Source organism: Streptomyces sp. GL_148 (assembly GCF_057834205.1).
The window spans coordinates 739,212-759,551 of record NZ_CM174396.1 but is presented as its reverse complement, the minus strand read 5'-3'; the positions used below and the strand labels follow the sequence as shown (position 1 = coordinate 759,551).

Sequence of the window (20,340 nt, the reverse complement as noted above, 5' to 3'; positions counted from 1 at the left end):
CGGTCGCAGCGGGCCGCACGGCCCTTGCGGGCCCCGCGCGAGAGCGCACGGGCCGCAGGGGCGGATCTGGTACAACATCGGACATGACGGGACTGACTGGATTCGAGATCAACGATGCGAGCGCCGCCGACATGGCGCTGTTCCGGGACTGGGCCGACGAGGAGGGCTGGAACCCCGGGGACTGCGACCGGTTCGCGTTCGCCGTCGCCGATCCGGGCGGATTCCTCATCGGGAGGCTCCGCGGGAAGCCCGTCGCCTGCATCTCGGCCGTCCGCTACGGCGCCGGATTCGGCTTCATCGGTTTCTACATCGCCCGCCCCGACGTCCGCGGCCAGGGCTACGGGATCCGGCTGTGGAAGGCCGGCATGGAGCGGCTCGACGGGCGGCTCGTCGGGCTGGACGGGGTGGTCGAGCAGCAGCACAACTACCGCAAGTCCGGCTTCCGCTCGGCCTGGAACAACGTCCGCCACGAGGGGGTGCCTCGGGCAGCGGGGGAGCCCCCGCAGGAGACGGCGCCCGGGGTGCGGATCGTGGACGCGGCCACCCTGTCATTCGGTCAACTCGCGGCGTACGACCGCAGGTTCTTCCCCGCGCCGCGCGACGCCTTCCTCGCCGCCTGGGTCGGACTGCCCGGCCGTACCGCCCTCGCCGCGGTGCGGGACGGCCGGGTCGAGGGGCTCGGAGTCGTCCGGCCGGGCAGCGGCGCCTCCCGGATCGGCCCGCTCTACGCCGCCGGCCCGGCCGTCGCCGCAGCCCTTCTGCTCCGCCTCGCGGAGCGGACCCCCGACGGCCGGGTCGCCGTGGACGTACCGGACGCCCATCCGCGTGCCGCCGCCCTGCTGGGCGGACTGGGCCTGACCCCGACGTTCGAGACCGCCCGGATGTACACCGGCCAGGAGCCGGACCTCGACCTGGCCGGCATGTACGGGGTCACGAGTCTGGAGCTGGGCTGACCGGGCTGGCCGGGCTGACCGGGCTGGTCTCCGGCTTCCGGCACCGGCTCAGATGGTGAAGACCGTGCCGGTGGTGTTCCACAGGGCGCACGGGTTCGCGTAGGTGTGGGAGTAGTTCATCCGGCGGCCCTGCCACACGCCTTCGGCGGTGACGGTCACCGGGCTCCACTCCCGGGTACACGCCGCGTCGGGGCGCGGCTCGGCGAGCGCGTCCAGCTCGGGGGCGTAGGCCTGTAACTCGGCGCACGCCGCGTCCGGGTCCGGGTGGGTTCCGCCGGGCCGGGGTGCGCAGACCAGCGTGACCGCGCGCAGCACCGTACCGCTCGCCGCGTCGTCGCCGTCGGTGACGCTCAGCACGAGCGCGGACGGGGCGTACAGGCTTTCGCCGCCGGCGGGCGCGGCTCCGGCGACGCCCGAGCCGGTCAGGGCGGTGAGGGCGGTGAGCCCCATGGCGGCGGACGACAGTCCCAGGGTCCTGGTGACGGATCGCATGTCGAACACTCCTCGCGTCGTTGCGTCGGATAACGGACGCGAGTCTTGCCCATGCGGAACCGGAACGCCCGTTCGCACCTCTACTTCTCGTCACGCACCGCGCACGCATGACCGCAGACCGCAGCGGCCCGAGGTGGGCTGACCTGTGGGGGAGCGGTCGGCGGAATCGGCCCGAACCCGTCCGGATCAGCTCGCGGCGAGGCGGGGGGCGTACGTGTCGAGGAGGCGGGTGCGGGTCTGCTGCAGCCGCAGCGCGAGCACCCGCCCGACCCAGTGGCCGAGGGCGGACCCGAAGGCCGGATCGGCGTCCATGAGCATCCGTACGGCCGTGGCGTCGAACTCGTACGCGCGGACCGGCGTCATGGCCTCGGCGCCCAACTGCCACACGTACGGCGGGAACAGCCATGACCAGCCGACCAGTTCTCCGGGGCCCAGGTTCTCGATGGGGGTGGGCCGGCGGCCCGGTACCGGGATCTCCAGGGTCACCGTGCCGGAGCGCACGATCCAGAAGGATTCCGCCCGGGTGCCCTCGTCGAAGATCCGCGCGCCCTCACGGAAATTGACCTCGCGGGCGTGCGACATCAGCCGTCCACGGTGTTCTGTCGACAGGACGGCAGCGATCCGGATGGGGGAAGGTGTGCTCACGACGGCCTCCGATCGGGACCCCCCGCTCCCCCCAGTGTCGCTGACGCCGGACCGAATCCGGGGCGTCTGGCTCCGGAGAATTGTCCGATTTTCGGCGACACGAACCCTGTCCACGCCGGAAGCCCGCCCCGGCCGCTTCCCGCCGGTGCCCGGCTACTCCTCTGCGCCGGTCTCCAGGCAGGCCAGCTCCATGGCGTCGAGGACGGCCTCGTGGCTGCGCCCGCTCAGTTCGGAGACGTTCTCGATCTGTGCCGTCGCCCAGGCCGCCAGGGTCATCACCAGCACGCGGAGCCCGTCGGTGCCGTACTCGGCGAAGATCTCGTCGGCGGCGCTCATCGCCTCCTCGGGCACCTGCTCCGGTGGTTCGAGCCCGGCCAGGCCGCGGAGCAGGGTCAGGGTGCGGCGGGAGATCTCGGGGGTCATCCTCGCCAACTGCGTGTCTTCTTCGTCGCTCATTCCGCTCCGCCCCTCCGGTCCCGCGCCCGCGCCCGCGTACGTCCCCGGGCGTGCGCTCCTGCCCTCGCCTGCTGTCGTCCCCCAGGGCACCGTAGAGGGGCGAGGGCCCGGGCGGGGCGGCAATCGCGAGAACGGGCCCGGCGTCCCATGTTCCGGACGGGCGGAGGGGATGGGCGGGCGTACGGGCATGCGGGCGGGCGTACGGGCATGCGCGTCCGGGGTGCTGGTCCCCGCGGTGGCGCGCTTCAGGCCCGGCGCGCGCCCGGGCCGGCGAGTCGCTCGGCGAGGGCGGGCAGGCCCGGGCCCGACAGGAGGGGCAGGGCCGCCGTGTCGCGGCCGGTGACCAGGAGCAGGAGCGCCGAGACCGGGCCTTCGACCGTGGTGGCGGCGGTGGTGGCCGTGCCGGTGCCCGCGGCTTCACCGGTGCCGGCCGTCCAGTCGCAGTCCGTGGCCGTGAGCCGGAAGCCGGCCAGCCGGCGCCGGGCGTGGAACGGGAACCCCATCGACCAGGCCCGCTGCGCCGCGGTCGCCGCCGCCTCGGCCGGCATCGTACGGGTCCGGCCCAGCGGGACGGCGATGTCCTGCCCGTGCGCCAGGATGTCGATCAGCGGCTCCAGGTGGGTCACCCCCGGCGCCTTGCGCCGGGATCCGGCCATCGCGCGCAGCCGGGGCGCGAACTCGGCCGCCGGGCGCGCGGCCTCCCGTACGGCCGTGTCGTGGACCATGCGGTCGAAGCTGCCCCGGGCGCGGACCGCGGCGACGAGGACCGGGAAGACGCCCAGGTGGGCGAGGGTGAGGTGGGCGGCGACCTCGCGCACCCGCCATCCCGCGCACAGGGACGGGATTTCCCACTCGGAGGGGCTGAGGTCGTCGAGCAGGTCGGCCAGGGAGAGCCGCTCGCTGTCGATGGTCCGCCACACGTCGTCGGGGTTCATCCGGGCTGTTCCGGTCATATCGATCGACCTCACCTGGTATCGGTCAGTCTCTCTGACTAATATTGGTCAGAGAGACTGACCGAGTCAAGGGTGGTGCGAGATGGCCGGGGCCGAAGAGGAACTCAACCTGGGGCTGCTGTGCTTCATCGCGTACCGGGCGATGGAGACGGATGTCTTCGAGGCGCTGGCGCAGGCCGGATACGAGGACTTCACCGTGGCCCAGGGCCGGGTCTTCGCCCGGATCGGACCGGACGGCACCCGGCTCACCGACCTCGCCGACCAGGCCCGGATCACCAAGCAGACGGCCGGCTTCCTCGTCGACCAGCTGGAGCGGGCCGGCTACGTCCACCGCACCCCCGACCCGACCGACGCCCGCGCCCGGCTGGTCCGCATCGCGCCCCGGGGCGCGGCCGCCGTGGCCGTCGCGCGGGAGGCGGAGGCCCGGGTCGAGGGGGAGTGGTCCCGCCATCTCGGAGCCGAGGACACCCGACTGCTCCGCAGCGCCCTCACCCGCCTCCGCGAGATCACCGATCCCTATCGGTGAGCCGGGTCCGGGTGCGGGTCCGGCTCACCGGTAGGGATCGGCGTCGGGCCCGGGTGTGCGGGCGGGCGGTGCGCTTTGGCATCCGGTGAGTCAAGTGCGGTGAACGGAGCCGGGATTCCCCTTAGGGTGCCCGGGGCATGGTCGTGGACATCCGTACGATAGTTTCCGGCCATTCCGTGCGTCGCGCAGCACTGCGCGGCGCCGCGCACACCGAACTGGGGGGTTCATGCGTAGATCCAGAGGGCTGGCCGCCGCTCTCACCCTGGCCCTGGCCGGCACCTGCACGGCCATGGGCCTCGGCCTCGTCGAAGAGGCCGCGGCCATCACTCCGCCAGTGGCCTTCACCGCCGACGAACTGCCCACCTGGCAGGCCAACGGTGTCGTCTGGGCCCTGGCCGAGGCGGGCGACAAGGTCTTCGTCGGCGGCACCTTCTCCGCGGTGCGCCCGCCGGACGGCGCCGCCGGAACCGAGCAAGAGGCGGTGAACTTCGCGACGTTCGACGCCGCGACGGGCGCCCCGGCCTCCTGCAAGCTGTCCTTCACCGTGGGCTCCGGCACCGCCACCGTCCGCTCGCTCGTCCTCTCGCCGGACAAGGCGACCCTGTACGCCGGCGGCTACTTCGGCGGCGTCAACGGCACCGCGGTCTCCAGCCTCGCCGCCATCGACGTGGCGACCTGCACCGTGAAGACCGACTTCCGGCCCGCCTTCGCAGCCACCGTCCGGGCCCTCGCCGTCACCGGCGACACCGTGTACGCGGGCGGCGACTTCCTCACCGTCGCGGGCCAGCCCCGCGAGCGGTTCGCCGCCGTGGACGCGGCCGACGGCACGCTGAAGCCCTTCACCGCGAACGCCGACGAGCCGGGCCGGGCCATCGAGCTCACCCCCGACGGCCAACACGTGGTCCTGGGCGGCGACTTCTTCACCGTGGGCGGTACGAACAGCCACGCCCTCGCCGTCGTCGACGCGACGACCGGAGCCGTCACCAAGGCCTACCCGGGGTTCGTCGAGACCAACTCGGTGGTCAAGGACATCGCCACCGACACGACCGGCTTCTACACCGCCAACGAGGGAACGGGCGGAGGCGTCTTCGACGGCCGGATCGCGCTGAACCTGAGCGACTTCGGCCAGCGCTGGCGCGACACCTGCCTCGGCGCGACCCAGGCCGTGCTCCCCTACCAGGACGTGCTCTACAGCGCCTCTCACGCGCACGACTGCTCCAGCATCGGCGAGTTCCCGGACGGCCAGCGCCACCACCTGCTCGCCCAGCCGACCACCGCGACCGGCAAGCTGGGCTGGGCTCCCGACACCAATGACGGCATCGGCGAGGGCATCGGCCCGCGCGTCATGGCAGTCGGCTCCAAGGAGGGCGTCCAGTACCTCTGGGTGGGCGGCGAGTTCACCACCGTCAACGGTGCGGCGCAGCAGAGCCTGACGCGCTTCGCCTCCACCGGGGACACGGGTGCGCCCAGCGTCCCGGTGGCGAGCGCCGTGAGCTTCAAGCCCGGTGAGGTGCAGGTGCGCTGGCGCACCAGCCTCGACCTGGACGACGGCACGCTCACGTACAAGGTCTACCGCAACGGCGCGGCCACGCCGATCGCCACGGTCGCGGCGGACTCGCTGTTCTTCCGCCGCCCGCAGACCTCCTGGACCGACACCACCGTCACCGCGGGCCAGTCCTACACCTACCGGGTGACCGCCACCGACGCGGCCGGCAACACCAGCGCGCTGTCGGCGACGGCGAGCGTGACGGTGCCGAGCTCGCCCGACGCGTACCCCAGTGCGGTCCGCGCGGACGGCGCCCAGCTGTTCTGGCGCTATGACGAGTCGGCCCTGCCCTTCGTCGCGGACTCCTCGGACGGCGGCAACCAGAGCGGTGTGCACCTGAACGCCCCCGCCCTGCGCCAGACCCCGGGCGCGGTCTCGGGCCCGAGCACGGCCATCGGCTTCAACGGCACGGACACCCAGGTGTACGGGGACCGCCGCCAGAACGTCGGCTCCACGTACAGCATCGAGACCTGGTTCAAGACGAACACCACCACGGGCGGCAAGCTCATCGGGTTCGGCAACAACCAGTCCCGTGGCAGCAGTCAGTACGACAAGCACATCTACATGACCAACAACGGCCGGCTCGTCTACGGCGTCTACAGCGGCGGGACGCACACCGTCACGACCGCCGCCGCCTACAACGACAACCAGTGGCACCACGTCGTCGCGACCCAGGGTCCGGGCGGCATGACCCTGTACGTGGACGGCACCCAGAAGGGCACGCTGGGCTTCACCGCGCACGAGAACTTCGCCGGCTACTGGCACGTCGGCGGCGACAGCCTCGGCGGCTGGCCGGACCGTCCGGTCAGCGAGTACTGGGCGGGCCGGCTGGACGAGACCGCCGTCTACCCGACGGTCCTGAGCGCGGCCCAGGTGCAGAACCACCACGCCCTGGCCTCCGCCCCGGCCGACTCGGTCGTCGAAGTCCAGGCCGCGGAGGACACGTACGCCAACGCGGGCGCCCCGGCCACCAACTACGGGACGTCCGGCTCGCTCGCGGTGCGCGGAACCTCGTTCTACGCGAGCTACCTGCGGTTCGCCCTGCCCGCCGCGCCCGCCGGCACGGTGCTCAAGTCGGCCACGCTGAGCGTGAAGACCAGCACCATGAGCGGCGCCGGCACGACGGACACGGTGTCCGTGCTCCCGGTCACCGGCTCCTGGACGGAGGCCGGAACCACGTACGCCAACCGCCCAGCACTCGGCGGCCCGGCGCTCGGCAGCTTCGCGGGCGTCCCGGAGGGCTCGGCCGTCCACACGACCGGCCTGGACAAGACCGCTGTCGCGGGGGCGCTCGGCGGCGCCTACAGCCTGGCGCTGAGCAGCGCCGGGACGGACGCCCTGTGGCTGTGGTCCTCGGAAGCCGCGGCCAACGAGGGCTCGCCGAAGCTGACGCTCACCTTCGGCGCGCCGTAGCCGGAGCGGGTCCTGCGTGCGGCGGCCGGTGCGGTTCCCAGGCCCGGCCGCCGTGGTGGAGTCTGCGTGCCCGCGTCGGCCTCGGGATCGTCGCCGAGCTCGACGGGGAGGCCGTGCTCCCCTTCATCGCCGGCCTGAGCCGCCGCGCGAGCCGAGTCATCCGCCAGAACCTCTGGCTGAGCCTCGGCATCGTGGCGGTGCTCGTCCCGGCCACCGCCCTGGGCCTCGGCATCGGCCCGGCGGTCCTGGTCCACGAGGGCTCCACCCTCGTGGTCGTCGCGAACGTGCTGCGCCTGCTGAGCTACGCCGACTGATCCGCTGCCGTGAACGCGTAGTCGAAGGCGTACTCCACCGAGGTGTCGCCGTAGCGGTGGGCGAAGGATCCGGAGCCGTCGAGGCCGGTCAGGCCGCCGGTGCCCGAGCCGGGGACCACGGTGAACCGGCAGCGGGTACCGGTCGCGTCGAAGGTGCCGCGCTCGTCCAGGACGAAGCTGCCTTCGCGGCCGTCGACGGTGCCGGTGACCAGCTCCATGCCGGCGAAGGTGCCGGTGCTCTCCCCCGTGTAGGCCACGGTGTAGGCGCAGATCGTCGCGGGGGAGGTGAGGGCGCCGGTGAAGGAGTTGGTGACCGTGGCGCGGGCCAGCCGGGGGAAGCCGCCTTGCGGGCCGACCGGGTGCTCCTCCCAGTCCTTGAAGGTGAAGCCGTTGGCGGTGGGTGTGGCCGTGGCCGTGGCAGTGGTGGTGGGCGTGGGCACCGAGACCTCCTGGTGTGGGTTCTGCGGGCTGTCGGCCCGCCGTTGCACAGCCTGGGCGACTTACCTGACATCTCCTGTCAGGTATGCCGGACAATGGCCGCATGCGCGCCGACCGGCTCCTCTCCCTCCTCCTGCTGCTCCAGAACCGCGGCCGGATGACCGCCCGCGAGCTCGCCGCCGAGCTGGAGGTCTCCGTCCGTACCGTGTACCGGGACGTCGAGGCGCTCGGCGCCTCCGGGATCCCCGTCCACGCCGACCGCGGGCCGGCCGGCGGATTCCGCCTCGTCGACGGCTACCGGACCCGGCTCACCGGTCTGACGGACGCGCAGGCCGGCTCCCTGTTCCTCGCCGGCGCCCCCGGCCCCGCCCGGGACCTCGGCCTCAGCGCGGACCTCACCGCCGCCCAGCTGAAACTCCAGGCCGCCCTCCCCGCAGAACTCGCCGGCCGGGCCCGCCGGATCCAGCAGCGCTTCCACCTCGATGCGCCCGCCTGGTTCCGTGACGCCGACCCCGTCCCGCACCTCGCGCAGATCGCGGAGGCGGTCTGGGAGCAGCGGATCCTGAGCACCCACTACCGCCGCTGGAGCGGAGCCGTCCACCGTGCGCTGTGGCCGCTGGGCCTCGTACTCAAGGGCGGCATCTGGTACTTGGTCGCCCGGGCCGCGGAGGGGGTGAGGCCTGCGGGGTCGGCGGAGGTACCGGCGGTCCAGGAGGTACCGGCGGTCCAGGAGGTGCCGGCAGTCCAGGAGGTGCCGGCGGTCCACGAGGCTGATGAGGCCCAGGGCGCCGTGCGGACCTACCGGGTGGGGCGGTTCCTCGCCGTGGAGACGACCGGCGAGCGCTTCGAACGCCCCCAGGACTTCGAGCTCGCCGCGCACTGGGAGGAGTCCGCCCGCCGCCTGGAGGCGTCCACGCGCCGGCAGACCGCCGTCGTACGGCTCTCCCCGCACGCCCGGCGCCTGCTGCCGATGTGGTTCGGGTCGGCGGGAGTCCGAGCCCTCGCCACCGCGGGGCCGCCCGACGCGGAGGGCCGGGTGGTCGTGGAACTCGCCGTCGAGTCCGGCTCCGTGGCCGTCGGCGACCTGCTCCGTCTCGGTGCGGACGCCGAGGTGCTCGGCCCGCCGGAGCTGCGCCGGGCCCTCGCGGGCGCGGTGACCGAACTGGCCGAGCGCTACCGCTGAGAAGTCCGCGGACACCCTTCAGCGCCGAGCCGATCGTCTCGGCCGCGACGGCTTCCACGCCGTCCGGAAGCACGGCGTTCGGCCGAGGACCTGAACTGACCCACGCGACCTGCCGCGCCCGCGGCCGCGGTCACCCCGAGGGGTGCTTCAGGACACCACGGGAGCGGCGTCCACTTCGGTCAGCCTGACCGTGTACAGCCCGCCGCGCTCGCTCCTCACGTCCGTCACCTTGAGCTGCGTGCCCGGGGTGAGGATGTACTCCTCCTCCCCGGTGAAGGCGGAGAAGCGCCTGATCCCGACCGCCTGGGCCGGTGTCACCTCGAAGAGCGTCCGCTTGCCGCGGCTGCCCAGGAAGGACCGGGCCACCTTCAGCTCTGAGGTGCACGAGGAGACGCCCCACCACGTCACCGTCCGACCCACCGGATACTGCGCCCGCAGGTCCAGCGACACACCGCGCCACAGCGGCTGCGTGTGGGCGGGTAGCCCCGAGACCGCCGAGAACAGCAGCCGCAGGTACGGCAGGTAGGGAGTGACCCTCGTGCGGTCCGGGGAGCGGAGGACGGCGTTGATCTCGCGGTAGAAGGCGGACTCGCAGGTGTAGAGGTAGAGCGCGGCGATGGCGTCGGCGGACAGGCTGCCGGACATCTCGTCCGCCCGCTGCTTGCCGAAGTCGCGTGAGCGCTCTATGTGTTTGCCGAGACCGGACAGCGTCTTGGCGACTGGCGCGACGGCGTCCTGGAAGTCCATCAGCGGGGTATCGAACACGCCGGTGATCGAGGGGAGGGCCAGGCCCTCGTCCTTGACGCTGGTGAGGCGCTCCAGGTACAGCTGGTGCAGGTTCATGGTCGACTCGATGAAGGCGCCCATGCGTGCCGAGACGTCCGTCCCTCCCGCCCCGGCCGCCCCCTCGTTCCACCCCTTGCTCGGCAGCCAGTCGATCGCGTCGGCACCGAGCGAGGCGAGAGCCTCGTTCACCATGGCGAAATGGTCGCCCTCGCAGAAGATGTCACCCTGCGCCGCCGGGTTCGCGTGGTCGATGTGCCGGACCTCGACGTCCGGGTACTTCTCCTGGAGTCGCAGGACGACCCTCTTCAGCTGGCGGGCGTGCGCCCCCCACCAGGCGAACACGACCCCGCGGTCCTCCTCGTCGGCGTCCTGCTTGGCCTTGAGGATCTCCTCGACGATCCGTTCGGCGACCGGCCGCCAGAACGCCGTGTGCTGGTCGGCCCCCATCGCTCCGTCACCGCTTGCGGTGAGCGAGGCGTTCAGCAGCAGCACGCCCTGCGTGAGCATGGCCTGGAACCACTCCGGCGGCTGGACCGTCTCCCGCTCCTTCAGCAGCGCGCGGACATCGGCGATGGGCGTCTTCTTGGCGATGCCGTACTTCCACATCGCCGCCGCCTTGATGAGGCAGCGGATGCTGACGACCCTGCCGAACTGACTGTCCTTCCAGTCGTTGAAGGTGTTGTCGAACATGGCTATGCCGGTCGCGCTCTCCGGCCGCGGGTAAGGGTTCTGACCGAAGGCGACGACCTTCCACTTGTGCGGCGGGTTGGGCTTGAGAGCCTGGAAGGTCAGCTCACGGACCGGGACGACCTCGTGGCTGCGGCCCTTCCCTATGAACCGGGCGGCGTCCGGCTGGGCCTCGATGACGGGCTTCAGGAGCGGAAGCCAGGGCTCACCGCCGCCGTTGAAGAGTTCGACGAGGGCCAGCGGATCGCCGTCGCCGGCAGGGTGGCCGGTGGGAACGGGCGCAGCAGTCTTCGGCGGCACTATGCGTACCCGGTCCTCGACGGGGGCGTCTTCGATGCCGGTGAGCTGCGCGATGATCGTGGCGCGCAGCTCGTCGTCATCCTCGAACCAGTGGTCGTGGAAGAGCGTGTGCCCGGTCCACATCAAGTTGGCGCACACCCTCGCCGGGACCCGGCCGGTCTGCGCGCCCATCCCGACCAGAGCCACGGAGCGGATGCTGCCCGGCGCCTTCCGGTTCTGACGGTGGACGGCCTGGAAGGCGGCAGCGCACGCCAGAGCCACGTTCAGCGTGGCACTCACGTTCTGCGAGGACCGCACCATGGTCGGCGTCGATATCAGGTACCGGGGGACGGCCGCGCCCGACGGGACGCAGACCGCGCTGCCCACAGGGAGGGCCCCCGCGAACCGATCGCGGATCGCCCGCTTCACACGGAGCTGGATGCCGGATCCGAGGTACCGCTTGATGACGGCGTCGACCCCGCCGTCCATCCGGCCCTGGGAGTTCGTCGGGGTGACCCAGGCATCGACGTCCTCGTCGAGGATCGAGCCCCTGCGGATCTCGATGCCCGAAGTGTCCGCGAACGCCGCCCGCCATGCCTCCACCACGCGCTCGTTGACGTCTGTCAGCACCACCCTGAGCGCGGGTTCAACGCTGCTCTCGGTCATCGTCCACTCCTGTCGGGAAACAGCCCTTGCAACACCCCGAACGTATCCGCCGCCACTGACAACGCCGCTCCGGAAAGCGGATGATGGCCTACCGTCATGCCCCTGGAAGGGGCCCTGGGCTCGGTCGTCGAAGTGATCTTGCGTTGTGGCTCATGTTCGGGTGGTACGTCGCATGGACTGTCTCCGGCGGCCTCAGCGGGCCGGCGGCGGCTCGACCTCCAGGAAGCGGCGGCGGCGGGGGCCGCGGTACAGCAGGCAGACCCAGCCGAGCCGTTCGAGTGCGGCCGCGCAGGCCGTGAGGCGTTCCTGCTCCTCCTCGGCGGCGCCGCCGCCCGGCGGGCCGAGCCAGGTCACCTCGACGCGGCCGTCCCCGGACGCGGTGGGGCCCACCCGGTACCCGGTCCGGGTGCGCGGGCCGTCCGGGTCCTGCGGATCCCGCGCCGATGGCGGGATGCCCGCCGCCTCCAGGGCGAGGGCCACCGCGCGCGGCATCAGCCGGAGTTCCCAAGGGGCGGGAACTCCGGCGCCCGCCGGGCCGTTGACGAGCCGGCGGATCTGCAGCAGGCCTTCGTAGGCGGTACGCAGCTCCGCCGCCCGTCCCGCTGCGGAGGGCGCGGGGCCGTCGCCGTCCGCCGGTTCGAAGCTGCCCTGCCCGGGTGTGTTCACGTACGGCTGTCTCCTCGCCCGGTCCGATCCTGTCTGGTCCGATCCGCTTCTGAGTACCTCACACCCAACGACCTGAGTATCCGGCCCGATTCCCGGGACGGCCTCCGCTGATCGAATGGGGGCATGACCTCCTCGACCGGCACCGTTACGGCCACCGTCACCGTCACCGCCACCGCGCCCACCGCGAGCCGCCCGCGCGTGCAGCAGCACGTGGCCACCGCCGGTACGGCGCTGGCCGTGGCCCTGGTCCCGCTCGTGGTCGGGGTCCTGGTGGCCAAGGGGCTCGCCGCGGACCCACACGCACCGGTCAACGCCCTGATCACCGGCGGCGGCCAGCGCGCCGGTCTGCCGCGGGCGGAGTGGCGCCGCCGCGGGCACGCCACGATGCGCCGGCTGCACACGGCCCGGCGCGGAGCGGTGCGGGGCGCCGCACGGGGCCGTGCCTACGTGACGGGCGCCCGCTCCGCGCCGGTCGGCCATCCGGCCGGTCGCTGAGCCCGCAGCCAGGCTTCGGCGGCCTTCGGGGAGCGCAGCAGGCTCCCGGGCCAGGGTCGACTTGCCGGCTCCGCTGATGCCGACCACGAGGACGCGTTGCATCGGCGGAGCCCAACCGGTGGGGTGCCCGGCCTCAGGAGCCGAGCGGCTCCTGGAGTTCGGTGACCCACTGGTCCTTGTCCTCCGGGCAGGCCAGGGACACCTCGCGGGCGTAGCCGGCGGAGCGCTCCCCGTTCGCGTCGATCCACTGGGCCAAGGCCTGCGAGGTCGGCAGGACGGAGTCCATCGCACCCCGGTGCACGACCGTCGCCGCCCGCTCGACGGCGGGCAGCACGACGATCCGTACCTCGCCCCCGAGGTCCTCCGCACGCACGGAGGAGGCCACCGGCAGCCCGGCGTGGACCAGGACGGCGCCCGGCCGCTCCGCGTCGCCGGCGTCCTCGTAGTAGGCGATTCCCGGGGCGGTCGGCGTGACACCGGCGGCCTCGATGCGGCGGCACAGCTCGTCGTAGAGCGGGCCGATGACCGGGCCGATGTCCTGCCCCTCGTAGCTGCCCGCGATCCCGCTCAACTCGGCGAGGCGGACGGGCGGAAGGCTCTTCACGACGATGTCGATCGACGACATGGTTCCCTCGTTCTCGATGATCCGGAGCCTCGTCTCGACCTGGGTCAGCCGGGCCGCCGCAGCGGCCATGGCCGATTCCAGTTCCGCCTGCCGCAGCCGCAGCATGCCGCGCAGCTCCTCCGCGCTCACCAGCTCGTCGAGTATCGACCTCACCTGTTCCAGGCTGAAGCCGAGTTCTTTGAGCGCGATGACACGGTTGAGGCGGGCGAGCTGCCCGGCCTCGTAGGAGCGGTAGCCGCTGGCGGGGTCGACACGGGCCGGGCGCAGGAGTCCGAGGGCGTCGTAGTGACGCAGCATGCGGACCGACACCCGGCCGTGCTTGGCGAAGTCTCCGATGGTGAACATGACGCCTTCCAGTGCAGGCCCTGACACGGTGTGAGAGTCAAGCCCGCCCAGAATATGTGGCCATCGGGCCAGGTCAGCGGTTCGGTTGAGTGGCTCAGCTCGGTGGCTCAGCTCGGCGGCTCAGCTCAGTGGCCGGCCTGGCGGATGCAGAGATCCACGATGGACGGCGGCAGGGAGCCTTCCGCGGCCGCGCACAGCTCGTCCGTGCGGGGCAGCGGCGCTACGGGGTTCCGGGCGGGGCGGTCGGGCCGGGCGGCGGCCGTCTTGGGCGGGTGCGCGCGGCGCGGCGCGGCCGGCTTCGTGCGCCGTTCGGCCGCCGGGCGGGGGGCCTCGGCGGCAGGCCGGGAGGGTGTGTGTCCGCCGTCCCGGTCGGCGTCGGCACTCGCCGGGAGTGCGCCGAGGGGCAGCGGCTCGGCGGGGAGTCCGACCGGATCGGCTGCGGGGGACGCGTCGGGCGGTCGGCTGAGCTCCGGAGCGTCGGCGGGCGGTACGGAGCCACGCGCGGGCACGTCGGAATCCGGCGGGCTGCCGACCGACACGCAGCCGGCGCTCGCGAGGAGGGCGACGAGGGAGAGGGGCAGGACCCGGCGCAACTGCATCGGACCACCATGCCGCACGGGCGGGCGGGCCGGTTCCCGCGCTCCCGCGCGGGGGCACGGGAGCGTACGGACAACGGGGCGGTGAAGGCGCCGTGGGCGCCGCCGAAACGGTTCTGTGGGCGCACTGTGATCGTTTCTGCCGCGACGGGAGGTTCACCGGTCCGGGAGAACGCGCACGTGGACGGGGGTGGACCTGGCGCGGAAATCCGGACAAGGTTCGGAGGGGAACGACAGTACGGATGCCGGGGGAGGCGCGACCCCCGGTGCTCCGCGTTGCCGTGCCGGCTCCCGGACCGGCCCCGCCCGACCGGCGGGAACGCTCCGGTGGCCCGCCTGCCTGCCTGCCTGCTTGTCCGCCTGCCTGCCCCGTACGGAGTCCCGCCCCATGACCGAAGCCCCCGCGCCCGGCAACGACGCCCATTCCCCGGAGCCGAAGCTCCCGCCGAGCCCCGACCCTGACCCTGACCCTGACCCTGACCCTGGACCGTCCGCCGGGCCCGCCCCCGCGACGGGAGAGGCGGTCGCGCCGGACCAGGCCGCCGTCGCCGGGTGGCGGGGGTGGGGGGCCGTGGGGGCGGTGGCGCTCGGGATCTTCTGTCTCATCACCTCCGAGCTGCTGCCCGTAGGTCTGCTCACCCCCGTGGGCGCCGATCTCGGGGTGTCCGACGGCACCGCCGGGCTGATGGTCACCGTGCCGGGGCTGGTCGCGGGATTCTGCGCGCCCCTCGTCACCGTCGGCGCAGGCCGGCTCGACCGGCGGTGGGTGCTGGTCGTGCTGATCGCCCTGATGGCCGTCGCCAACCTGGTCGCCGCCGTGGCTCAGGGCTTCGGGGTGCTGCTGGCGGCCCGGCTGCTCGTCGGGGTCAGCGTCGGCGGGTTCTGGGCCATAGCGGGCGGCCTCGCCGTCCGCCTCGTCCCCGCGCACCACGTCGGCCGGGCCACCGCGCTCGTCTTCGGCGGAGTCCCCACCGCCTCGGTACTCGGCGTCCCTGCCGGGACCCTGCTCGGCGAACTCGGCGGCTGGCGCTTCGCCTTCGCCGCCGTGGGCGGGCTCGGAGCCCTCACTCTGGCCGCACTGCTCCTGCTGCTCCCGCCGTTGCCGCCGACCCGGACCATCACCTTCGCCCAGCTCCCCGCCCTGCTGCGGCGCAACCGGGCGGTCCGGGCCGGGGTGGCCGTCACCTTCCTGGTGGTGACGGGGCAGTTCGCCGCGTACACGTTCGTACGGCCGATCCTGCAGGACGTGTCCGGGGTCGACGCCGCCTACGTGAGCACCCTCCTCCTCGGGTACGGAGTCGCGGGCGTGGCGGGCAACTTCCTGGCAGGGGCGCGCGACCCGTACCGCACGCTGTTCACCGTCGGTGCCGCCCTCACCGTGATCCTCGCGTTGATCGCCCTGGTGCCGGGAGCGGTCGCCGGGACGGTGCTGCTCCTGGCCTGGGGGCTCGTGTACGGCGGGGTCTCGGTCAGCCTCCAGAGCTGGATGATCAAGGCCGCACCCGACGACGCGGAGGCCGCCTCCTCGCTGATGGTGGCGATGTTCAACCTGGCGATCGCCGCGGGCGCGTTGTCCGGCGGTCTCGCGGTCGACGGCATCTCGGTGCCCGCGGCCCCGCTGGCCGGAGCCGCCCTGATGGCCTTGGCCGCCGTCACCGTCCGGGTCACCTCGACTTCCCGCACGGCCGGGCGCGCAGTCACGGCTACGCACGCGGTCACGGGCGCAGTCACGGCCACGGCCAATCGCGCAGTCACGGGCGCACCGGCGGCCGTCAGCAACCGCGACGCTTCACCGGCCGACCAGCGGTAGAACGGCGGTGGATCAGAGGCGGGCCCCGGGGCAGGAGTTGACCGTCCGCAATCCGGACGGTCCACCACTAGGGCCTGTCGTCAAACTCCCGTCTGCCGCGCGACGCCTGGCACGCGCTCTCGCCGCACCGGGCGAAAGCCCGAGTACGTCCAGTACGCGGACTTTCGCCCGGCGCGCCGAGAGCACGCACCAGACGCCGCGCGGCCGCCCTTCGGGCGACGACGGGAGTTTGACGACAGACCCTAGGCCCGGCGGAGGAACCGCTCCCGACGGGCCGGTTCCGGTGGAGAGGCCCTGCCCAGACCGGGCGGATGGGGTGGATCGGACATCCGGCTTGACCTGGGGCATCTCCTGGGGAAAGAGTGCGCCGGTCGGACACCGTCAACCGGACCGACCCTGCCCGCGACGTCCGGACGTTCCGGACGCCCGGACGTCCAGCCCCACCGCACGAGCCGCACCTCGGAGATACCTCAGATGCCCCCATCCGCCCGCTCCGCCCCGCGGCGTCCGGACGGCCCCGGCGCGGGCGGTCCGGATGCGGGCTCACCCCGACCGGTGCGGGCATGACCGCGCCCCCGGGGACCGGCGGTGCCCGTGTTCCGGCCGCCGGCGCCGAGATGGTCCTGGTCGCCCGGCGGCGCAGGACCTGACCGGCCGGGTACGGGGGCCGACACCGCACCGCCGCGCCGGCCCCCGTACCCGCCGGAAGACAACCGTGTCCCCCGACCCCGATGAGAGTGGGCTCGTGCCCGACGACGATCGCTTGCTCGTACGCCCCTACGTAGCCCCCTCGGGTCCGCTGCCCGGCTCCTCCGCGCCCGCCTGGCCCGAGGACACCGGGCGGATCACCGTACCGACGCGCTTCGGGCCGCCCGCCGAGGTGCCCGGGCCTTCGCGGGTACCCGTGTGGGAACCCGGTCCCGCGCGGCAGGCCGCGCCCGCGGCGGCGCCTCCCGGCGCCCGGCGGGGCAGCCGCCTCCCGGTCCTCGGACTCGCCCTGCTCGCACTCGGGGCGGCGGGGGCCCTCGCCCTCCTCCTGCGCGGCCCCGACCCGGAGCCGCCGCGCGCCGTGGCCCCGCCGGACCTGTCCGTACCGGTCCTCCCCGCGCGCAGCCCGGGGGCGGGCGAGGAGCCCACCCCGGCCGCGGAGTCCGTACGCCCGCCCACGCCCGGACCCCCGTCCGCGACGGCTCCGACCGGCGCCGGTCAGCCCCCTGCCGGCCCGTCGGCCGGCGCGACCCGGGACCCGAAGCCGACGGGCCCGGCGGGCCCGACCGGAACGCGCCCGGCCCCGGGCGAGGGCGGGACCCTGAGGCCGGGGGACCGCGGGGCCGAGGTGCGCGCCCTGCAGGAACGGCTCCACGCGCAGGGGTTCACGTACGTCAACCTCACCGGGGTGTACGACGAGCAGACCCGGCGCGGTGTCATCCAGCTCCAGCAGAACCGGAGCATCGAGGGCGACCCGCCGGGCGTCTACGGGCCGGCCACCCGCGCGGCCTTCGCGAGCGGCTGACCGGTCGGGGCCGGGGCTCGGAGCCGGAGTCCGAGCCGGCGAGCAGTGCCCGTAAGGCGCGGATCCCGGATGGGCGGACGCCCCTCGACTCGGTGCGAGTGGCGACCGACGGACGTGGTGTGGTCGACATGGGCCGCGAGGTGCTGGGCGCCACCAATTGGCGGCCCAGCACCTGCGGTTGGCATCCCCGCCGTTCGGCCGCTGCCGGAACCGCGGCGAGGGGTGGCGGCCGTTCAGCGCCCGCCGGCGACGCGCAGGACCGTACCGGTCGTGTACGCGGCGTCCGCGGACAGCAGCCAGGCGATGGCCGCGGCCACCTCCGCCGGCTGCCCGGCCCGGCCGAGCGGGATCTCGGCGGCCGCCAGCGCCGGGCGGTCGGGGTCCCCCATGGCGGCGTGCATGTCGGTGTCGATGATGCCGGGGGCCACGGCGTTGACCCGGATCCCGTCCGGGCCCAGCTCCTTGGCGAGCCCCAGGGTCAGGGTGTCGGTGGCGGCCTTTGTCGCGGCGTAGTGGACGTAGCGGCCGGGACTGCCGAGGGTGGCGGCCGCGGAGGAGACGTTGACGATCGCCCCGCCGCCCGACGCGGCCATGTCCCGGGCGGCCCGGCGGCAACAGAGCAGGTATCCGAGGAGGTTCACGTCGAGCACGCGGCGCAGATCTTCGGTCCGGATGTCGGCGAGCCGGCCCGGGGTACCCGTCACTCCGGCGTTGTTGACCAGTCCGGTCACCGCACCGAGCTCGGCTCCGGCGATGTCGAAGAGCGACTCCACGCCGCACTCCTCGGACGTGTCACCGCGCACGGTCACACACCGCCCCCCGGCCTCCCGCACCTGCTCGGCGATGGCTTTGGCGGCCGCGTCGTCACGGAGGTAGCCGAGGGCGATGTCGTGCCCGTCGGCGGCGAGCCGGACGCACGTGGCGGCACCGATACCGCGACTGCCTCCGGTGACGATGGTGACCGGACGACGTGACATATGAGCCTCCTGTGTGACGCATTACCCCGTGTCGTGCCCACACCTGGGATCGCCGCAGGCTAACACCGCGATATCCGGCGGACCAGCGAAAACGACTCACGGAGCCGTACCGCAGGACGGTCCTCTGGACGATGCCGAGCCGTTCCGCGGCGATCCGGAACACAGGATCCGGCCGTAGCCTCAGCTTGTCGTTCGTGGTCCGGCTTCGGTGGATGAGCGGGCAGCGAAGGGCCCTCAGAACCCTCAGATCCAGTTGCCCCGTGCGATCGGCGCGGTCTGTCAGTGGGGGCCGTTAGCTTCGCCGTCATGACGACACATTCCAAGCCGCTGACCGTGCTGTTGACCGACCCCACGGGCGGAAGTCTGGGTCTCGGCCTGCCGCCGGGATCACTGGTGACCGAAACCCACGACGGTCCTTGGCCTGAGCCGCTGCTCTGGGTGGCCGACGGGGTCGCAGCACCCGGTACGTGGGCCGAGTACCTGCCGGCTCGGGAAGCGGGACTGCAGCCCGTACTCCTCCAGGACGAATCCGGTATCGAGGAGTGGTGGGACGGCACGTTGGATCCCGGCATGATGTCGGACCCCGGCGACCATCATGCCGAGGAAGTCCTCAAGGACCTCTGGGAGTCCGCGGTATCGGAAACCGAGGAGAACGAAGACGAAGACGAAGAGGGCGCGGGCGAGACCATGGCTCCGTTCACCGGTAGCTGGCCTGGGCTGGCGTCGCCGGGGAGGGCCGCGGCGGATCCGGCTATGACGGCTGCGGACGTGGCCCGGGATTTGGTCGGCGGCCGGCTCAAGAGCCCTCGGCTTGCGTTGGTTCCAGCGGGCCGGGCTGCGGACCTCCCCGCAGTGATCGGCTGGTCAGGTCCGGTCAACCATGAAAGCGATGTGGCCCGCCTGTGTTCGGTTCTCCGTTCCTGGGAGGACCGTTTCGGAGTCCGGGTGGTTGCTCTGTCGTCCGCGCGGCTGGACCTGTCCGTAGCAGCCCCACCACAGACGCTGCATGAAGCTCTCGCGGTCGCCGCGGAGCACTTCGCGTTCTGCCCTGACACCATCTGGCAGGGGTACGAGAGCATCCGGCTCTACGCGGAAGAGGCTCTGGTTGGTAACACCCACTGGACGTTCTGGTGGGACTGAAAGGATCTAAGGATCTATGGCAGATCCTTGCCGGCGGTGTCTGATCTGATCTGCCGCATCGCCCGGACTGGCGCCGCCCCGGCCCCGAGGTCGTGGCCGCGCCGCTGCGCGAGTTGGCCGCACCGCATGGCATCGCCCCGGCTCGCGGCGCATCTGGGACTCGTACACGACGCGGTGTACGAACTCACCGACTGCGTCGCCGAGTTCTGCCCGGCGCCGGCATTCGACCATGAGGCCGTGCTCTCTTCGGCGCGGCCACGCACGACATCGGCAAGGTGGCGCACACCGTCGACCTCGCTGGGCCCGGCTGCGCGCACGAGCCGGCCGGGCGCGAGTTGCTCCTCGCGCACGCGTTCGCCCGGAACGGGCCCGCTTCGCCGCCACCCACGGCCACGGCTCCCGGGCGGAGACCCGAGTACGTGTCGAGGAGTTGCTGGTCACCACTGCGGACAAGGTGTGGAATGGCAAGCGGGTTGCCGGCCTGGAAGACCTGCTCCTCGGGCACCTGGTACGGGTGTCGGAGCCGGGCACCGAGCGGCGGGAGGTCTACCTCTCACTCGACTCACTGCTCGCCCCGGATTGCCGAAGGCGCGGACACCCGCCTGGCCTTCCAGGCCGCGTACCCGGTCCGTGTTCACCCCGCACGCAATCCCCGCGGCGCCGGGTCGGGCACGGACCTCCCACCACGGGGGCGCTGCCGGACGTCGGTCCGGCCGGACCCACGGACGCGCGGGGTCCGACGGGGCGGCCTCGGAGGCCCGACGCACCTGCCCGGGTTCCTTCAGGAGCCGCACGTGCGATGCGACTGCCCTGCCCGGGTGCGACGAACCTCCACT

19 protein-coding genes are annotated in these 20,340 nt (G+C 73.0%); 9 read left to right on the top strand and 10 right to left on the bottom strand.

Features of this window, described 5'->3' with window-relative positions:
• The first annotated feature begins 92 nt into the window (after positions 1-92).
• Positions 93-953, top strand: coding sequence for a GNAT family N-acetyltransferase (locus tag AC3IYI_RS03395; protein WP_489411866.1), 861 nt, complete (start codon positions 93-95; stop codon positions 951-953).
• A 48-nt stretch (positions 954-1,001) separates the two neighbouring features.
• On the opposite strand, the gene AC3IYI_RS03390 is transcribed toward AC3IYI_RS03395, so the two are convergent.
• The 4 genes from AC3IYI_RS03390 to AC3IYI_RS03375 form a co-directional block, all read right to left on the bottom strand.
• Positions 1,002-1,445: a subtilase-type protease inhibitor gene (locus AC3IYI_RS03390; RefSeq protein ID WP_489408784.1), complete on the bottom strand. Its 444-nt coding sequence runs from the start codon at positions 1,443-1,445 to the stop codon at positions 1,002-1,004.
• Positions 1,446-1,631: 186 nt separating this feature from the next.
• On the bottom strand, positions 1,632-2,090 hold the full coding sequence (locus AC3IYI_RS03385) for a Crp/Fnr family transcriptional regulator (RefSeq protein WP_489408783.1): 459 nt from the start codon (positions 2,088-2,090) through the stop codon (positions 1,632-1,634).
• Positions 2,091-2,243: 153 nt separating this feature from the next.
• Positions 2,244-2,546 carry a hypothetical protein gene (locus AC3IYI_RS03380; protein WP_489408782.1) on the bottom strand — a complete coding sequence of 101 codons (303 nt, stop codon included), beginning with the start codon at positions 2,544-2,546 and terminating at the stop codon, positions 2,244-2,246.
• 245 nt (positions 2,547-2,791) lie between these two features.
• Complete coding sequence (locus AC3IYI_RS03375) at positions 2,792-3,499, bottom strand: maleylpyruvate isomerase family mycothiol-dependent enzyme (RefSeq protein WP_489408781.1); 708 nt, start codon at positions 3,497-3,499, stop codon at positions 2,792-2,794.
• Between the two features lie 82 nt (positions 3,500-3,581).
• Here AC3IYI_RS03375 and AC3IYI_RS03370 point away from each other — a divergent pair, with 82 nt between their 5' ends.
• From AC3IYI_RS03370 to AC3IYI_RS03360, 3 genes are all read left to right on the top strand, one after another.
• The gene (locus AC3IYI_RS03370) at positions 3,582-4,025 is read left to right on the top strand and encodes a MarR family winged helix-turn-helix transcriptional regulator (RefSeq protein WP_489408780.1); all 444 of its coding nucleotides are present in this window, start codon (positions 3,582-3,584) and stop codon (positions 4,023-4,025) included.
• Between the two features lie 226 nt (positions 4,026-4,251).
• The gene (locus AC3IYI_RS03365) at positions 4,252-6,984 is read left to right on the top strand and encodes a DNRLRE domain-containing protein (protein WP_489408779.1); all 2,733 of its coding nucleotides are present in this window, start codon (positions 4,252-4,254) and stop codon (positions 6,982-6,984) included.
• Positions 6,985-7,097: 113 nt separating this feature from the next.
• On the top strand, positions 7,098-7,298 hold the full coding sequence (locus AC3IYI_RS03360) for a hypothetical protein (RefSeq protein ID WP_489408778.1): 201 nt from the start codon (positions 7,098-7,100) through the stop codon (positions 7,296-7,298).
• On the opposite strand, the gene AC3IYI_RS03355 is transcribed toward AC3IYI_RS03360, so the two are convergent.
• Positions 7,286-7,738, bottom strand: a complete 453-nt coding sequence (locus tag AC3IYI_RS03355) for a DUF3224 domain-containing protein (RefSeq protein ID WP_489408777.1) — start codon at positions 7,736-7,738, stop codon at positions 7,286-7,288. The genes AC3IYI_RS03360 and AC3IYI_RS03355 overlap by 13 nt on opposite strands.
• A gap of 101 nt (positions 7,739-7,839) precedes the next feature.
• Between AC3IYI_RS03355 and AC3IYI_RS03350 the strand changes: the two genes are divergently transcribed.
• On the top strand, positions 7,840-8,919 hold the full coding sequence (locus tag AC3IYI_RS03350) for a helix-turn-helix transcriptional regulator (protein WP_489408776.1): 1,080 nt from the start codon (positions 7,840-7,842) through the stop codon (positions 8,917-8,919).
• A gap of 147 nt (positions 8,920-9,066) precedes the next feature.
• Here the strand turns inward: AC3IYI_RS03350 and AC3IYI_RS03345 are convergent, their stop codons facing one another.
• Both AC3IYI_RS03345 and AC3IYI_RS03340 read right to left on the bottom strand, forming a co-directional pair.
• Complete coding sequence (locus AC3IYI_RS03345; protein WP_489408775.1) at positions 9,067-11,337, bottom strand: macro domain-containing protein; 2,271 nt, start codon at positions 11,335-11,337, stop codon at positions 9,067-9,069.
• A 192-nt stretch (positions 11,338-11,529) separates the two neighbouring features.
• Complete coding sequence (locus AC3IYI_RS03340; RefSeq protein WP_489408774.1) at positions 11,530-12,003, bottom strand: hypothetical protein; 474 nt, start codon at positions 12,001-12,003, stop codon at positions 11,530-11,532.
• Positions 12,004-12,126: 123 nt separating this feature from the next.
• Here AC3IYI_RS03340 and AC3IYI_RS03335 point away from each other — a divergent pair, with 123 nt between their 5' ends.
• Positions 12,127-12,498, top strand: coding sequence for a hypothetical protein (locus AC3IYI_RS03335; RefSeq protein ID WP_489408773.1), 372 nt, complete (start codon positions 12,127-12,129; stop codon positions 12,496-12,498).
• A 133-nt stretch (positions 12,499-12,631) separates the two neighbouring features.
• On the opposite strand, the gene AC3IYI_RS03330 is transcribed toward AC3IYI_RS03335, so the two are convergent.
• Entirely contained in the window at positions 12,632-13,468 is an 837-nt protein-coding gene (locus AC3IYI_RS03330) for a MerR family transcriptional regulator (RefSeq protein WP_489408772.1), read from the bottom strand.
• A gap of 125 nt (positions 13,469-13,593) precedes the next feature.
• Positions 13,594-14,067 (bottom strand): hypothetical protein, encoded by a 474-nt coding sequence (locus AC3IYI_RS03325; protein ID WP_489408771.1) that lies wholly within the window; start codon positions 14,065-14,067, stop codon positions 13,594-13,596.
• A gap of 568 nt (positions 14,068-14,635) precedes the next feature.
• Between AC3IYI_RS03325 and AC3IYI_RS03320 the strand changes: the two genes are divergently transcribed.
• Both AC3IYI_RS03320 and AC3IYI_RS03315 read left to right on the top strand, forming a co-directional pair.
• Positions 14,636-15,874 (top strand): MFS transporter, encoded by a 1,239-nt coding sequence (locus tag AC3IYI_RS03320; protein ID WP_489411865.1) that lies wholly within the window; start codon positions 14,636-14,638, stop codon positions 15,872-15,874.
• A 745-nt stretch (positions 15,875-16,619) separates the two neighbouring features.
• Positions 16,620-17,387, top strand: a complete 768-nt coding sequence (locus tag AC3IYI_RS03315; RefSeq protein ID WP_489408770.1) for a peptidoglycan-binding domain-containing protein — start codon at positions 16,620-16,622, stop codon at positions 17,385-17,387.
• 233 nt (positions 17,388-17,620) lie between these two features.
• On the opposite strand, the gene AC3IYI_RS03310 is transcribed toward AC3IYI_RS03315, so the two are convergent.
• Positions 17,621-18,364, bottom strand: a complete 744-nt coding sequence (locus AC3IYI_RS03310) for an SDR family oxidoreductase (RefSeq protein WP_489408769.1) — start codon at positions 18,362-18,364, stop codon at positions 17,621-17,623.
• A 306-nt stretch (positions 18,365-18,670) separates the two neighbouring features.
• Between AC3IYI_RS03310 and AC3IYI_RS03305 the strand changes: the two genes are divergently transcribed.
• Positions 18,671-19,504: a DUF4253 domain-containing protein gene (locus tag AC3IYI_RS03305; protein WP_489408768.1), complete on the top strand. Its 834-nt coding sequence runs from the start codon at positions 18,671-18,673 to the stop codon at positions 19,502-19,504.
• The last annotated feature ends 836 nt before the right edge of the window (positions 19,505-20,340 follow it).